The following is a 15,627-nucleotide window of genomic DNA, read 5'->3' on the forward strand; positions in this document are numbered from 1 at the left end:
CCTTTCAGGCCGCAGCGGCGAGGTTCAACGGCGAGCCGTGCAATTGCCGATGCAGGCGCACTTGCAGCTCGTTGCCAAAAGCGTAGTAACGGGTGAGCAAAGTCTGGCTGCGTGCCGAAAAGCGGTTGTAGGCGATGACCGCCGGGATCGCCGCAAACAAGCCGATGGCCGTGGCGATCAACGCTTCGGCAATCCCCGGCGCCACCGTCGACAGCGTGGCTTGCTGCACCTGAGACAAACCGAGGAACGAGTTCATGATCCCCCACACGGTGCCGAACAGACCGATGTAAGGGCTGACCGAACCGACCGTGGCGAGAAACTGCAAACCCTTTTCCAGTTGCACTTCCTGCTCGCTGATGGCGACGTGCAGTGCGCGTTCGACACCTTCCTGGACCGCATCGGCGTTGCCGTCAGCGTGCCGGTTCAGGTGATTGAACTCGGCAAATCCGGCATTGAAGATCGGCTCGATCCCGGCCTCGGCCACCGCCACCTGCGCCGACTCGCGATACAGCGGCAACAGCTCCGGGGTGTGGCGGAAACGCTGGACGAAATCATTCAGGCGTCGCTCACGTTGTTGCAGCACGCGACTGCGCAGCACGATCAGATACCAACTGAGCATCGAGGCCAGCAGCAGAATGAGCATCACGGCCTTGACCAACAGGCTCGCATCGCTGATCAGCCCCCAGATTGTCATGTGTTCGAGTGTGGCCTGCATGGTGAAACTCCTTGTGGGCAATGGCGGTCGTCGCCAGAGACGTCGACCGCGTCGCTATTCGATGAAAAACAAATGACCGATTGATGACAGCTCAGGGCAACTTCAGCGCCTGGGTGACTTCATCCCACGGCACGAACTTGAAGTTCTGGCTTTGCTCGGGCATGCGCTTGCGGCCGTCCTGCACCACCAGCAAGCCTTTGCTCCACGGCCCGCCGAGGTTGGCTGAAGTGACTTCCAGACCGTCGGTTTCCGAGGCGCCGTCTATGCCTGCATCCGCGTTGAGGCCCACCCGGAACGCACCGCGCACGGCGAATGGCGGTTCGGCATCCAGCACCAGATAGCTGTCGTTGCCCTGGCTGGACACCACCAGATAGTCACGCGCCGCGCTCTGGTACAACGCCAGACCTTCGACATCGGCATGCAACGGGCCACCGACCTTGATCACACTGGCGAGGGTCGCAGGCTGATCGGCGCGGGCATCCACCGCCCAGACGCCGACGTCCTCTTCACCCAGGAACAGGCGCTGACGCTGATCGTCGGCGACACACCCTTCGGGCTGACTGTCGACCTTGAACTGGCGCACCAACTCACCCTGCACCTTGCCGTTCGGCGCACCGAGGCGGTATTGCAGGAAGGTGCCGTCCTTATCGTTGGCGATCGCGTAGGTCTCGCCGCTGGCGGGCTGGAACAGGCAAATGCCATAGATGTCTTTGAGCGGCGTCGGCACTTCACCGATGTCGCGCAACTCGCCACTGCGGCGGTCGATGGCGAACAGGCTGAGGCTGTTGTGATCGCGATGGCTGGCCACCGCCAGATCGACGGTCTGCTCGCCGAGTTTGAAGTTCGCTCGCACGTCGACGTTGTTCAAGCGCCCGACCGGCAACTCCTGCACCAACTTGCCTTGCAGGTCATACACCAGCAGACCTTGCTTCTTGTTGGTGCCGAGCACGCGGCTGAGGGATGGCTGCTGCGGATGCACCCAGATCGCCGGATCGTCCGCCGCATCGCCCTGACGTGCCACCGGGTCGCTCTGCACTTGCGCCGCGACGTTCGGCAGCACTGGCGGCAATGCCAACGGTGTGGCGCGCCAGTCGAGGTCGCCTTGATAGACACGGCCATCGTCATCGTCGCGGATCAACACTTGCAGGCCTTTGCCGGTTTCGCGCAGGGCGATGTTGTCCGGTTCTTTCAGGCCCGGCACAGGTAACGTTGCCTGCACCGTCCAGCGCTCACCCTGTTGCTGAAACAGATGCAATTGCGCGGCTTTCGGATCGAGGCCGACAATGCCGCCAGGCACCAGCGCGACGGCGCCGGCCTCGCTTTTGATCTGACCGAACGGTTCGCGCATGGCCACTGGCGAACGCGTTACATCGCCTTCAGCCTGCGCCGGGTAAGCCCACCAGCCAACATTCTCTTCGTTGACCACCAATTGATGCGCGGCGTCATCGACCCGACAGAACTTCGCCGACGGTGGCAGCGGCAAACCGCGCACTCGTTGCGCCTGTGCGTTCAGCTTCGCGCCCCCGCCCACCAGCCATTGCTCGCCCTTGCCCTCCTCGCCCACCAGAAACACGAACAGGTTGTCGGCGTCATCGCGATACAGGCACACGCCGTTGATCGCAAAATCCCGCGCGGGCAAATGCAGCGGTGTGCCCCAAGTGCGCTTGGCCGGATCAAGTCCGACCACCAGCGCCTGCTGGCTGGCGTTGTCGAGGCTGGCCACCCACACCCGGCGATCATCGGCGCGACTGTCCAGACTGCTGAAAGAACCTTGCAGGCGCGCCAGCTCTGCACCTTGGTTATCGAGCAGCAACAAGCCCTCGGCAGGGCCGACGCCCAGGCGCAGGTCACCCGGCAAAAAACTCAGTTCTTCAAGCTTCAGTGTCGGCGCCCACGGTGTGAGCGTCAGGCTCGGTGTGGCGGCCAGCGTCTGGCCGGCGGTCAGCGCGATCAGTGCGCCCAGCAACCACTGTTTGTGTCGCAGAAAAATACTCATGAACCGGCAGAATCCTTGTCGTGCATGGATCGACGGCGGCACCCGGCCGCCCTCCGAGGCTTAGAAGTGGGTGAAGGTCAGGCCGAGCTTGTAGGTCGGGCCGTACTCTTCGTACTGGCCGTTGTAGGAGCGCTGGCCGGTAGAGACGAAGTACGGCTCGTCGGTGAGGTTTTGCGCCTCGAAGCTCAGTTGCAGATTTTTGCTCAGCGAATAGCGCGCGCTGAAATCGACGAAGGTCTGTGCATCGACGTGCAGGTCGTGGGCCTTGTCGTTGATCGAGGCCAGTTCGTAGAGGTAGTCGGATTTGTAGTTGGCCGACAGGCGCAGGCTGACCTTGTCGTTCTCCCAGCCGAGCATCAGGTTGCCCACAGTGTCGGACTGGCTCGGCAGATCAATGCTGCGCTTGCGGTTGCGCCCGCTGGCGGCATCGAAGCCTTCGATTTCAGCGTCAGAGCGGCTGAACGTGGTGTTGGCGCCGAGCAGCAAGCCGTTCCATGGTGCCGGCAGCCAGTCGAATTTCTGCGAGTAGGCCAGCTCCAGGCCATAGAGCTTGGCGCTGTCACCATTGGCAAAGGTGTGCGCTTCGGAGAAATCGGCCCATGCGCCCGTGCCGGCCAGGTCGGTGTTGTAAACGAAGTTCTTGATGTCTTTGTAGAACACGAACGCCGACACCGTACCGGCATGCCCCATGTAGTGCTCGATACCGAGGTCGAGGTTGCTCGATTCCAGCGGCTTGAGGTCCGGGTTGCCGAACGTTGCCTCGTCATCATCGATGACAAAGCCTGGCGCCAGTTGGCCGAAGGTCGGGCGCACCACGGATTTGGTCCACGCCGCGCGAACCTGAGTGTTTTTGTCCAGCTGATAGCGCGCGTGCAGGCCCGGCAGCCAGTGGTGGTAACGACGCTTGGTTTCGGTGGCCTCAAAGTCGCCGTCGGTGGCGCCAGTGCCTTTGGCTTCGAACTCGGTGCCCTCGTAACGCAGGCCGGCAATGAAGCGCCAGTCGTCGATGTCGATCGTGTTCATCAGGTAGCCGGCGTTGATGTCCTCGCGCATCTTGAAGTCGTTGACGGTCGATTCGGTCTCGTCATAGAAGTCGTCGCGGTTCAGCCCGCCGATCAGGTTCTTGATCGCACTGCCGCTGATGCCCGGCCCGAACTGGCCGAGACGATAATCCACCGAGCCCTTGGCGAAGCGGCTGAGGTTGAGCTGGTCGTCGCTGAAGCCGAGATCATCGAAGTCTTCGTAAACCCAGGCGTCGAGGTCGTTGTCCTTGTTGCGGCGGCTGACTTTGCCGCCGAACTTGACCTGAGACGCATAGCCGCTCAAGTCATAGTCACGGGCCAGATCCAGGCGCAGGTTTTTCTCGGTGTCGGTGGTGTTCTGCTTTTCCCAGTCGACCTTGTCGAGGCTGAAGTTGTTGGCGTCGTAGAAGCCTTGGCCAATGATCGGCCGTGGCTTGTCGTTGCTGTAAAAACCGCTGTCGCTGAAATCGTCATTGCCCGCGAACACCGCGTTGGCGATGTGGCCGGGGCTGTCTTCGCTGGAGCGGCTGTAACCGGCCTGGCCGCTGAGGGTCCACAGACCGATCATGCGTTCGCCGCCGAACACGTAGGACTGAATTTCCTGGGTTTCTTCACGCTGCTTGAGTTTGCGAGAGCCTTCGGCGTCGCCCAGCACACCGGCGGCTTGCGGCTCGGCAAATTCGATGCTGGTGGCGTTGCGGGTTTCGCTGTCCTTGTAGCGGCTGTAGAGAGTGCGCAGGTAATAGCTGCTCAGGTCGTCGGGCTTGTAATCGAAGTTCAGACCGCCGCCGGTGCGTTCGCGGCTGATGTCGTAGTCACGCTGTTCGAATTCTTCCAATTGCGCACCGCGCTGGAAATCCCAGGCGCCGCCGGTTTCAACGTTGTCGGAACCGAAGTCGCGCTTCTGCCAGCTCAGCGCGGCGGCCACACCGAAGTTGTCGATGCCGTCGCCGAGGCTGAAACGGTCACTGATTGCGCCGGAAAATTTCGGGCTGGTCTGGTGGCTGTTCTTGTCGTAACTGGCTTCAGTGCCGCCGGTATAGAACAGGCCTTTGTGATCGAAGGCCGAAAGGCTTTTGACGTCGACCGTGCCGCCCAGCGAGTTGGCGTCCATGTCCGGAGTCAGGGTCTTGATCACGGACAGCGACTGCACCAGCTCCGAGGGCAACACGTCGAGGGCCACGGCGCGGCGTTCGCTTTCCGGCGACGGCACCAGCGTGCCGTTGATGGTCACGCTGTTCAGGTCCGGCCCCAGGCCACGCACGCTGACAAAACGCCCCTCGCCCTGATCACGTTCAACGCTGATGCCCGGCAAACGCTGCGCCGCTTCAGCGACGTTCTCGTCCGGCAACTGCGCCACGCCGTCGGCATGCACCACGCTTTCGATGCTGTCGGAGCGGCGCTGCTGTTTGAGCGCCGAGTCGATGCTGGCGGCCTGGCCGACGACTTCGACGTGCTCGACGTTGGCGTTGGCGTCGGCGGCGTGCAGGCGCTCACTGGCCATCGCCATGGCCAATGCGGTCAGGGCGAAACTGAAGAGCCCGACGGTGACGCTGCGCGGATGACTGCTGCGCTGGTACATGATTGTTCTCCCCCAAAGAGTCCGGTCAGGCCAGGCAAATGGCCCGGCAACTGAGAGGGCAAGCTAGGGGCGGCGGATGACGCTTCTGTGACAGGGTTGACGGTCGAGCCTTGTAAACCGGGCATTTGCTGCGGTTTGTCTGTGCAAATGAGCTGAAATGACCTCTTCCACTCACCACGGCACTTGTAGGAGTGAGCCTGCTCGCGATTGCGTTTTTCCAGTCACCATTAATATTGGCTGACTTGACGCTATCGCGAGCAGGCTCACTCCTACAGGGGACGTGGTGTTCTTGAAGAAATATTGCACTGGCCGGTGAGCTGATTCGACCTCCCCTCACCGTCACCCGGCTGTCACAAACATCTGCTGTGCTGGCGCGCATTGCTTCTTCGCCAAAGGATCGCGGCCATGTTCTCTGTGCTCAAACCTCACCGTTGGAAACTCGCTGCATTGCTGCTGGCGGCCAACCTCGGTTTGCTTCTGCATCTGGCCTGCGGGGACCTGAAGTCATTCAGCGAATGGGTCTGGCTGGACATCATTGGCGAAGGCGGGTCGGCGCTGTTGGCACTGGTCTGGCTGGGGCTGGTACTGAAAAGTCGTCCGGCCGGACGCGTGACCAACTACCTGGCGCTGGGCTTGAGCTGCATCTTCTTTTCCTGGTGGATCGACAGCCTCGACGAATTCATCCGCCTGCCCGACAGCATCACCTGGGATCACTGGCTGGAGTCGGGGCCGATGCCAGTGGGCATGATTCTGCTCACCATTGGCATCTATCACTGGCACCACGAGCAACTGGCGATCAGCGCGCAAATGGAAAAACGCGAGCGGCTGTTCCGCGAACATCGCCTGTTCGACAAGCTCACCCCGCTGGGCGGTGCCGACTATCTCAAGCGGCAACTGGCCGACAGCCTTGGCGAGAGCATCGCGCACCAGCAACCGCTGTCATTGCTGGTGCTGGATCTGGACAACTTTGCCGCGATCAATCAGGCCTATGGACATGCCGAAGGCGATGCAGTGTTGCAGGCCCTCAGCCATTTGCTACTGCTCAATCTGCGCCGTCAGGATTTGCTCTGCCGATTGGCCGGTGATCGCTTTGTAGTGTTACTGCCCAACACCGGCGAGCGTCAGGCGCAACTGCTCGCGCAAGAGCTTCAAGCTGCCGTACACGCCCTGGCGCACAAGACCCGACAGCATGGCGAACGCCTGCAACTGACGGCCAGCACGGCGGCGGTCATGGCCCTGGACGAGACGCCCGAAGTGCTGCTCAAACGCCTCAACCTGGCACTGGCCCGCGCCAAGTCGCCCTTGGCCAAAAGCGCTTGAGGCCGACCATGACCGTCAAATCCACTTGGTACGAAACTGACAGCCGCTTCATCCCCGGGCATTACCAACCCGCCACCCTGATTGACCTGGCCCTGTCGCGGGATATCGACAGCCATCGTCTTTTGCGCGGTACAGGCCTGTTCCATGAAGACATTCTGGCCGGCCAGACGCGCCTCAGCCCGCAGCAGTTTCTCGGGCTGATCGACAACAGCCGCCGCTTGCTCGACGCCGATGACAGCAGTTTCCTCTTCGGCCAGCGCTTGTTGCCCGGTCACTACGGCGCCGCCAGCCACGCCTTGCGTCACGCGCAAAACCTGCATCAGGCACTCGATACGCTGGTGCAGCAGCAGGCCCTGCTCAGCCCATTGATGACGCCTCGCCTGCTGCTGGATGAGCGCTTTGCGTATGTCTATTGGCTGGACAGTTGCGGTGCCGGCGAACAATGGCGTTTTTTGCTGGAAGCGGGCATGACGTCTCTGGTGGCCATGAGTCAGTGGCTCAGCGGCGAGCGCCTGCCCTGGGAATGCAGTTTCAGCCATGCCGAGCCGCGCTACGTCGAACAATATTGGGTGCATCTGGGTGAGCAGACTCAGTTCAAACGCCCGCTGGACTTGATGCGCATTCCTCGCGAGTTTCTCGCCCGCCCCTGGCCCGACGCCTCGGCGACTGCAGGCCAGGTCGCCCGCCAGGAAGCCCTGCGGCAGATCGAGCAACTGGGGTTTGCCGAAAGCTTCACCGATTGCCTGTATCGCCATCTGCAAGATCAGGTCCGCCAGCCGCCGAGTCTGGAGCAAGCCGCGCAGGCATTCGCGATGAGCCCGGCCACCCTCAAACGCAAGCTGCAAAAACATGACACCGGGTTCCAGCAACAGGTGGATCTGGTGCGCAAGCATGTCGCGCTGTACCTGTATCAGGTCAAAGGGCTGAGCAACGAGGAAGTGGCCGATTACCTGAGTTTCAGTGATCCGGCGAACTTCCGGCGCTCCTTCAAGCGCTGGACGGGCAGCACACCGAATCTCATCCGCCAGCTGTTCGGCAGCCATTGATCCTGCGCATAACCCGGGGTCACTGCTGGGGTGCGACCACTCTGAACTTGATGGCGATGTCCTTGGACACCACGGTGTCGGCCCACTCCCCCGCGCCGAGGCCAAACTCGTCACGTTTGAGCAGTAACTCTCCGTCGAAAATGCCGATGGCGCTGTCCGGCTTCAACTCCACCGGCACTTGCACCTCACGGGTGATGCCTTTGAGAGTGAGCTGGCCGGCGACCAGGTAGCGATTTTCGGCCACCTGCGTGAAATGTGTGGATTCGAATAGCGCCACGGGGAATTGCTGCGTGTCGAACCACGCCGGTTTGACCAATTCAGTGTTGGCGTCTTCACTACCGGCGTCGATGCTGGTGAGATCGATGTGCAGCGTGGTGCGGGCGTTGGCGAGGTTATCGGTGTCGAAGGCCAGCGTCGCCTCGAACTTGCCGAAGGTGCCGTACATCCGCGAGCCCATCTGGTTATAGGTGAAACTGATTTGACTCGCGGTTGTGTTGACCCGGTTGTACTCGACAGCCTGCACGGCAGGGATGGCGCACAGGCAAAACGCGGCAGCCAGCAGCAATCGGATCGACATGGAATTTCTCCGGGCAGCGCGGCCGTCGAGGGACTTGGTTGACTTAAGCAAACAACCGGCTGTTACGCCACCTCGCCGCCGTGCGAGGACGTCGCGCCGTACCTGACACCGCGTCGCAGCCGGTGACGAAGCGCCAGCACCGGGCGCTCGACGTAGTAATACGAAACACAGCTCAACAGCAACGACAGCATCAACACCGTAATAACCCTTTGAGCGTCGTAATCAGCCGGCCAGAGAGCATGCAAGGCGTACATCACCACAAAGTGGTTGAGAAACACGCCGTAGCTTATGTTGCCGAGGAGCTCATCCACCCGGTGGAACTTGAACCGGGTCAGCAGATATACAGCCGGAATGCCCAGCGCGATGCCGAGCGTGACCTCAGCGTTGAACGGCCGGCGCTCGATCAACCCCGTCATGATGGCCACGAATATCAGGGCGACCACCCCAGCGGTGCTGGCAGCGATGACCATGCCCCTGGCCCGCGCGCCATACAAATAACTCCCGCAAAGAAACATGAACAGTGCGCCCGGCAACAGTCGATAGCCGTAGGTATCGGTGTCGATGTAGCCGAAGCATGCCACTAGAAAAACGCTGACAGACAAGACGAACGCAACGCCTCGCAGCCTGAAGATGAGCAGAAACGGAATCAGCAGGTAGAAACAAACCTCCAATCCCAACGACCACGCTGGAGGCAGAATCCATGTGCTGGCAACTCCGAACATATAGAAACCCAGCGGCACGATGGCAAGACTGCTGGCGATGCGCGAGAACGTCAGTTCAGCCGCCTGCCCGGTTCCGGGCAAGAGCCAGTAAATGACCGCGCAGGACATGCCGAAATACAACAGGAACTGGGGATACAGTCTGAGCGCTCTATCCAGATAAAACAGGCTGATTTTCTCTGGCGTGTAGTAATTGCGCTCAATCAGCGAAGTCATTACAAAACCGCTGATGATCAAGAAAGAAATGACCGCGACCACGCCGGGATTGAGCCCCGCGATGGTCTTGCCCATATGAGACACGGCGACCAGAACGGCCAACAGAAGACGAAAAGCTCCCAATTACAACCTCGAACGTCCTTATATTTATGCTGCGTAAGCTACGACGCTTTGCCCCGCGAGAACAGAATTTTCTGCTCCTACATGGATCAAACCAACCGCTCGATCTTCTGATGCTGCCAGACCAGTTTGTAATACAGCGTCTGCAACACCAGCATCCCCAGATACGCCACCGGGAACGCCATCCACACACCCTGCAAGCCATATTGGCCGTCCAGCCAATACGCCGCCGGCAACTGGACGCCGACCACGCAAATGATCGCAATCACCACCGGCACCAGCACCGTGCCGCTGGCGCGCATGATCCCGCCGATGATCGCTTGAAAGCCAAACACCAACAGGCTCCACAACATGATGTGCAGCAGATGTTCAGCCATCGCCCGGGTCGAATCCTCGGTCAGGAACAACCCCAGCAACCAGTGCGACAACAGGTAACCCAGCACGATCAAGCCGCCGGTCAGGCACACGTTGATCAAGAGTCCAGTGCGCAGAATCGGCCCCATCCGTTCCAGCCGCCCTGCCCCGATGGCTTGCGCCCCGAGGATAGAAGCGGTGATCGCAATCGACAGCGCCGGGAACTGCACATAGTTGACGATCTGCGTCACCGCGCCATACGCCGCTGTCGCTTGCGAGCCGTGCTGGTTGACCAGGGCCAGAATCACCAGCTCAGAAAGTGACAGGACAATCATCTGCACGCCGGTCGGCAGGCCAATGCGCAGCACCTTGCCCAAAATCACCCTGTCCAGGCGCAACGCCACAAAAAACTCCCGGTCCGGCGCCAGCGGGTGACCCTTGCGAATCAACCGCCACGCCAGCCACGCCATCGCCGCCAGGTTACCCGCGAGCCCCGCATACGCTGCACTCTGGATCCCCAGTTGTGGCAAGCCGAACCAGCCGCGAATCAGTGCCGGCGTCAGTGCCAGCCCGACGCAGGTCGACACCACCAGCGCCAGCAGTGGCGACAGCGTGTCACTCACTCCGCGCAGCAACTGCGTGAACAGCACAAACACCAGCAGCGACGGCAAGATCCACATCATCACATGGGCATACGCCACCGCATCGTCCAGCACATCCGCCGGCGTCCCCAACCCCGCCAGTGCCTGGCGTGCAAACACACTGCCAAAAACCGCCGCCACCAAGCCGATCAACACCCCCAGTAGCAGCGTCGCCCCGGCAATCGCCTTGACCATATGCGGCTCACGCGCCCCCCACGCCTGACCGATCAACACCCCGGCACCCGCCCCCAGGCCAATCACCAGGGCGATGAAAAAGAACACCACGGGAAACATCCCCGATACCGCCGCCAGCGCCTGGGTACCCAGCATCTGGCCGATGTAGATGCTGTTGACCGTGCCCGACATCGATTGCAGAAAGTTGGACAGCACCATCGGCGCCAGGAAAAGCAGGTAGATGTGCCAGAGGGGTTTGGTGGCGCTGGGGGTTTGCATTGAATAGAGGTCCATCTCGACGGCGGGAGGGCTTATGAAGGATAGCTTCGGTGAGTTGGGGACGGGGTGCAATTAACATTTCAGGTGGGTGTTTATATTTCCCGGAACAAAAAAAACGGCATTGGTGAGATGCCGTTTTCAAGCCTGCCGGTTTCGATCAATCTGCCTTGCGAGGTTTGGGTTTGAGTCGCAAACCATCCGTTTGGCATCCTGCACTAAATGCGCTGTCGAGGTCCTGCTGCGACTGGCTGCTGGTCGGTGACGAATAGTCGGCCGCCAACAGATAGAAACCTTCGGCTCGGGCCTGCTCGGCTTCGAGCAGGGTCGGTTGCGCCCATACCTTCATTTTCTCCAGTGGATCCTCACCTTCCTGAAGCGGCTCGACTTTTCGTTCAAAGCAATACGCGTGAGTGATCGCTAGCGGGTAAACATCCTGATAAATGTCCCCGGCGTTTAACGCATTGCGCAACAACGTTCGGCTGGCTTCGTATTGGGGTGTCGGTGGAATCGTATTGCTGCAGTTCACGTAGGCGACCGCACCAATAATGAGCCCCCTTTTTGCGGACTCGCCATACAGGGCGCAGGCGGCTTCGCGCTTTTTGGTCAGATCGAGGTTCTTTGGATCGCCAAACTGGACCCCGCGAGCCTTACTGTAAAAAGCGGCTGCATGGCCTTCTTTCATGGCCTGCTCCAGATAGCGGTCAACCTTGTTTTTGTCCTCGTTGATTTGTTCAACCAGCGCCCTTCCCTTAGCCTTGTCGGGCGTTTTCTCCGTCATCATTGCCATGAGCGCTTGTGACGACTCCTGCAACTCCCAATAAGCCGCCACGAACTGGTTGAACGCATCTGCCCCCGGGGGCGTCGTTTGCGCGCCGGCCACTGGAAAGGCAAGGAAAGACAATAGAGCAAGCAACTTTCGGGACATCGGACTTCCTGTATATCTCGGGAGATCGACGCCGGGCCGTGGCGTCGTGACAAGACTGTATCGGTCGCCATCGTGATGAGTTGAGGTGATATCGCTGATGCCGCTCTGTGCTTTACCGTGATACCTGTTCCATTCAACTCGCCAAGAGGTTCTGCCCATGCTCCACTCCCCGCGTCTGCTGGCCTGCGCCGTTCTCGCTCTGCTCACCACTGCCACTCAGGCGGCCTCGCCCGTACCGGCTCCGGACGCCTTGAAGCCACTCCTGGAAACTTTGAACGAACGCCTGAACATCGGCGATCTCGTCGCGTTGACCAAATGGGACAGCGGCAAGCCGATTCAGGACAGCCCCCGCGAGGCACAAGTCATCGCCAATGCCCGCACGCTGGCCGCCGAGCGCAAGCTCGACCCGGAAGATGTCGCGCAATTGATCGCCGCGCAAATGGAGGCCAACAAACTGGTGCAATACGGTTTGCTCGCGCAGTGGCAAGCGGCGGGCGCCGCACCCGCCACGCAGCGTCCTGATCTGGGCAAGCAGATCCGCCCGCGTCTGGATGAATTGCAAACCCGGTTGCTTGCGCAATACGCCGACTTCTTGCCTTATCGCCATGACCCGAATTGCCCGGTCTGGCTGGCCAAGGCGCGCAGTGATGTGGCCCACGATGCTTTGCATGAGCTGGCATTGGTGCGCGCCACTGGTGAGTTGTGTGTTCGGGCGGTTGAGGGGCTTTGAGCGCAGTGAAGATCAAGAGATCGCAGCCTGCGGCAGCTCCTACCTAGGATTTACGTGGGTTTGCTATACATCATTGGCGTCGATGTTCACCATCACGCCAATGAAGTTCTCATAAAAAATCCGCGGCGTAAGATCGGCTCCATACCAACCAACAACACCCCGGAGCACACGATCATGAAACGCCAAACCCTTCTCAGCATCGCTTTCTCGGTTTTCGCAGTTAACGCTTTTGCCGCAACCCCGACTCACACCATGGTCGCTGAAGGCGGCTCGGATCGGTTGATTGAAAGTCGTGTGGCCGAGGGTGGTTCGGATCGTCTGATCGAACGCCGCGTTGCCGAAGGTGGCTCCGATCGTCTGATCGAACGCCGCGTTGCTGAGGGTGGTTCGGATCGTCTGATCGAACGCCGCGTTGCCGAGGGTGGTTCGGATCGTCTGATCGAACGCCGCGTTGCCGAGGGTGGTTCGGATCGTCTGATCGAACGCCGCGTTGCCGAGGGTGGTTCGGATCGTCTGATCGAACGCCGCGTTGCCGAGGGTGGTTCGGATCGTCTGATCGAACGCCGCGTTGCCGAGGGTGGTTCGGATCGTCTGATCGAACGCCGCGTTGCCGAGGGTGGTTCGGATCGTCTGATCGAACGCGCGTTGCCGAGGGTGGTTCGGATCGTCTGATCGAACGCCGCGTTGCCGAGGGTGGTTCGGATCGTCTGATCGAACGCCGCGTTGCCGAGGGTGGTTCGGATCGTCTGATCGAACGCCGCGTTGCCGAGGGTGGTTCGGATCGTCTGATCGAACGCCGCGTTGCCGAGGGTGGTTCGGATCGTCTGATCGAACGCCGCGTCGCATGAAGCAATAGCTCTACCGCAGTTCCCCAGAAAAGCCCGGCCTGATCAGCCGGGCTTTTTTGCGCCTGCAGTTTCGATGCGTTTCATGAACCACGTCGCTGGCAGCCCATCGACAATGTCGCATACCATGGCGCCACTCAAATAAAGACAGACATCGCCCATGCTCAAAGCCAGTCTGCGCAGCCACCTGACCCTGTGGTTCGCCGGTTTGTCCCTGCTGACGCTATTGAGCGTGGGCTTCTATGTCGGGCATATCGCCACCGAACAGATGAAACAGGCCAGCGGCAATGCGTTGTTGAATACCGCACGGTCGGCGGCAACGCTACTGGGTGAGCAGTTACGTGAACGGCAGCTTGAGGTTTATATGCTCAGCCGGGCGCCACATCTGGAGCATGGCGATCTGGATAACCCGGAAATTCTGAAATCGATGCAACTGCGCACCCAGGCCCGCAACGAGTATGCGTGGATGGGGGTGACCGATGCCAAAGGCCAGGTGCATCAAGCGGTGAATGGTTTGCTGGTCGGTCAATCTGTACAAGCGCGCCCCTGGTTTCAGTCCGGATTGCGCGGCGAATACACCGGCGATCCCCATGAAGCCGTGCTGCTGGCCAAGTTGTTGCCGGGTATGCCCAATGGCGAGCCGTTGCGTTTCATCGATTTTGCCGCACCGATTCATGACGCCGAAGGTCAGGCGATCGGTGTGCTGGGCGCACACGCGCACTGGAGTTGGGTGACCCGCATTGTCGAATCGGCAGCGTTTTCACATAAAAACTCCTCGCCGGATATCGAGGCACTGATCATCGATCACGACGGCAAGGTGCTGTACCCGGAAGCAATGATGGGCCAGCAACTGGCGGCTAGTGATTCGGCAATGCCGGGCTGGTCGGTGGGTAACGGCTATCTGACCAGTATGGTGACCGTGCCAACGCCATCGAGCACCACGCTGTCGTGGTCGATTGCCGTCCGTCAGCCACTGGAAACCGCGCTGCAACCGGCGCGCCTGCTGCTCTATAAATTGCTGTTCCTGGGCGTGTTCGCAGCGGTGGTATTCGCCTTGGCGGGGTATTACCTGGCGCTGTACCTGAGCCGTCCGATCGAACAACTCGTACGCTCGGCCAGGCAGGTTCAGAACAATCAGCCCGGCGCGCACTTCCCGCTTCAGCATCCGGTGCGGGAAATTGCTCAGCTCGGCCAGTCGATTGATGCGATGACGCAATCGCTGCTCGGCAAGGAACGCGAGCTGCAAGAAGCCAATGCTTCGCTTGAGGCCACCGTGGCGCAACGCACCGCCGCGCTCATGCAGGCGAACGCAGAGCTGTTGAGTCTGGCAACTCACGATGCCTTGACCGGCGTCTACAACCGCCGTCGCTTCGACGAAAAACTCACAGAATACAGCCTGCTGTCCCGGCGCACGGGTCGCCCGTTTGCCCTGCTGCTGATCGACGCCGACCACTTCAAACGCATCAATGACACTCACGGCCACGCAGTGGGCGATGAAGTGCTGCAACAGTTGGCGCAGTTGATTCAGACCAACCTGCGCACCACCGATTTCGTGGCGCGCTACGGCGGTGAAGAGTTCGCCGTACTGCTGCCGGAAATCGCCCAACCGGATACGCCCGAGAGAGTTGCCGAGAAGATTCGCTTAGCGGTTGCCGAGGCGTACTTCCCTGCCATCGGGCATGTGACAGTGAGCATCGGCGTCGGCCTGGCGGATCCGGCAGACAACAACCAGACAGCGCTGATCAAACGTGCCGATCAGCAGCTGTATCAGGCGAAAGCCGCAGGGCGTAATCAGGTGGCTAGCAGCGCTTAACGTCCAGCGCCCCCCCACTGTAGGAGCTGCCGCAGGCTGCGATCTTTTGATTTTGATTTTCAAGACCAAGATCAAAAGACCGCAGCCTGCGGCAGCTCGTGCAGAGGGTTGAGCGGAATGTTATTGCGGGAAAGTCTGTAGATACGCCAGCAGGTTTTCGAGTTTCTCCTCGTCACTCAGCCCCCAGAAAATCATGCGCGTGCCCGGTACCACGCCTTTCGGATCTTTCAGGTACGCCTTCAGCGTTTCGTGATCCCAGGTCACGCCCGAGTTTTTCATCGCGTCGGAATACACGTAGTTCGCCGAAGTCCCGGCAGGTCGGCCGATGATGCCGTTGAGTTGCGGGCCGAACCCCGGCCGGGCGGACTCGCCAACCTGATGGCAACCGCCGCACAGGCGCGGGAAGATTTTCGCGCCGGCCTCGGGGTCGCCTGCGGCGTGGGCGGCGGTGCTGAGCAGGCCAGCGGTGAGAATCAGGGCGAGAGACAGTGAAGCGGCGTTTTTCATCAGGCGATCCAAGCGGTGTCGTGCAATTGAGGCAAGGCTAACACTT

At 60.5% G+C, this 15,627-nt stretch carries 13 protein-coding genes; 5 read left to right on the forward strand and 8 right to left on the reverse strand.

Going from position 1 to position 15,627, the window contains the following annotated elements:
• Window positions 1-4: 4 nt before the first annotated feature.
• From tolQ to PSH79_RS16815, 3 genes are all read right to left on the reverse strand, one after another.
• Complete coding sequence (tolQ, locus tag PSH79_RS16805) at window positions 5-715, reverse strand: protein TolQ (protein WP_305438528.1); 711 nt, start codon at window positions 713-715, stop codon at window positions 5-7.
• A gap of 91 nt (window positions 716-806) precedes the next feature.
• Window positions 807-2,711, reverse strand: coding sequence for a phytase (locus PSH79_RS16810; RefSeq protein ID WP_305438529.1), 1,905 nt, complete (start codon window positions 2,709-2,711; stop codon window positions 807-809).
• Between the two features lie 60 nt (window positions 2,712-2,771).
• Window positions 2,772-5,315: a TonB-dependent receptor gene (locus PSH79_RS16815; protein ID WP_305438530.1), complete on the reverse strand. Its 2,544-nt coding sequence runs from the start codon at window positions 5,313-5,315 to the stop codon at window positions 2,772-2,774.
• A 405-nt stretch (window positions 5,316-5,720) separates the two neighbouring features.
• Between PSH79_RS16815 and PSH79_RS16820 the strand changes: the two genes are divergently transcribed.
• Both PSH79_RS16820 and PSH79_RS16825 read left to right on the forward strand, forming a co-directional pair.
• Entirely contained in the window at window positions 5,721-6,635 is a 915-nt protein-coding gene (locus tag PSH79_RS16820) for a GGDEF domain-containing protein (RefSeq protein WP_305438532.1), read from the forward strand.
• 8 nt (window positions 6,636-6,643) lie between these two features.
• Complete coding sequence (locus PSH79_RS16825) at window positions 6,644-7,681, forward strand: AraC family transcriptional regulator (RefSeq protein ID WP_305438533.1); 1,038 nt, start codon at window positions 6,644-6,646, stop codon at window positions 7,679-7,681.
• Window positions 7,682-7,700: 19 nt separating this feature from the next.
• Here PSH79_RS16825 and PSH79_RS16830 read toward each other — a convergent pair whose 3' ends face one another.
• From PSH79_RS16830 to PSH79_RS16845, 4 genes are all read right to left on the reverse strand, one after another.
• Window positions 7,701-8,258 (reverse strand): YceI family protein, encoded by a 558-nt coding sequence (locus PSH79_RS16830; RefSeq protein ID WP_305438534.1) that lies wholly within the window; start codon window positions 8,256-8,258, stop codon window positions 7,701-7,703.
• A gap of 62 nt (window positions 8,259-8,320) precedes the next feature.
• Window positions 8,321-9,316: an acyltransferase gene (locus tag PSH79_RS16835; RefSeq protein ID WP_305438535.1), complete on the reverse strand. Its 996-nt coding sequence runs from the start codon at window positions 9,314-9,316 to the stop codon at window positions 8,321-8,323.
• Window positions 9,317-9,402: 86 nt separating this feature from the next.
• Complete coding sequence (locus PSH79_RS16840; protein ID WP_305438536.1) at window positions 9,403-10,761, reverse strand: MATE family efflux transporter; 1,359 nt, start codon at window positions 10,759-10,761, stop codon at window positions 9,403-9,405.
• A gap of 157 nt (window positions 10,762-10,918) precedes the next feature.
• Window positions 10,919-11,686, reverse strand: a complete 768-nt coding sequence (locus tag PSH79_RS16845; RefSeq protein WP_305438537.1) for a hypothetical protein — start codon at window positions 11,684-11,686, stop codon at window positions 10,919-10,921.
• 157 nt (window positions 11,687-11,843) lie between these two features.
• On the opposite strand from PSH79_RS16845, the gene PSH79_RS16850 reads away from it, so the two are divergent.
• The 3 genes from PSH79_RS16850 (at window position 11,844) to PSH79_RS16865 (ending at window position 15,074) form a co-directional block, all read left to right on the forward strand.
• Complete coding sequence (locus tag PSH79_RS16850) at window positions 11,844-12,416, forward strand: chorismate mutase (protein ID WP_305438539.1); 573 nt, start codon at window positions 11,844-11,846, stop codon at window positions 12,414-12,416.
• Between the two features lie 174 nt (window positions 12,417-12,590).
• Window positions 12,591-13,088: a phage infection protein gene (locus PSH79_RS16855; protein ID WP_305438540.1), complete on the forward strand. Its 498-nt coding sequence runs from the start codon at window positions 12,591-12,593 to the stop codon at window positions 13,086-13,088.
• Window positions 13,089-13,421: 333 nt separating this feature from the next.
• Window positions 13,422-15,074, forward strand: a complete 1,653-nt coding sequence (locus PSH79_RS16865) for a diguanylate cyclase (protein WP_305438541.1) — start codon at window positions 13,422-13,424, stop codon at window positions 15,072-15,074.
• Between the two features lie 120 nt (window positions 15,075-15,194).
• Here the strand turns inward: PSH79_RS16865 and PSH79_RS16870 are convergent, their stop codons facing one another.
• Entirely contained in the window at window positions 15,195-15,581 is a 387-nt protein-coding gene (locus PSH79_RS16870) for a cytochrome c family protein (RefSeq protein ID WP_305438542.1), read from the reverse strand.
• Between the last annotated feature and the right edge of the window lie 46 nt (window positions 15,582-15,627).

The organism is Pseudomonas sp. FP2196, from assembly GCF_030687715.1.
Taxonomy (GTDB): Bacteria; Pseudomonadota; Gammaproteobacteria; order Pseudomonadales; family Pseudomonadaceae; genus Aquipseudomonas.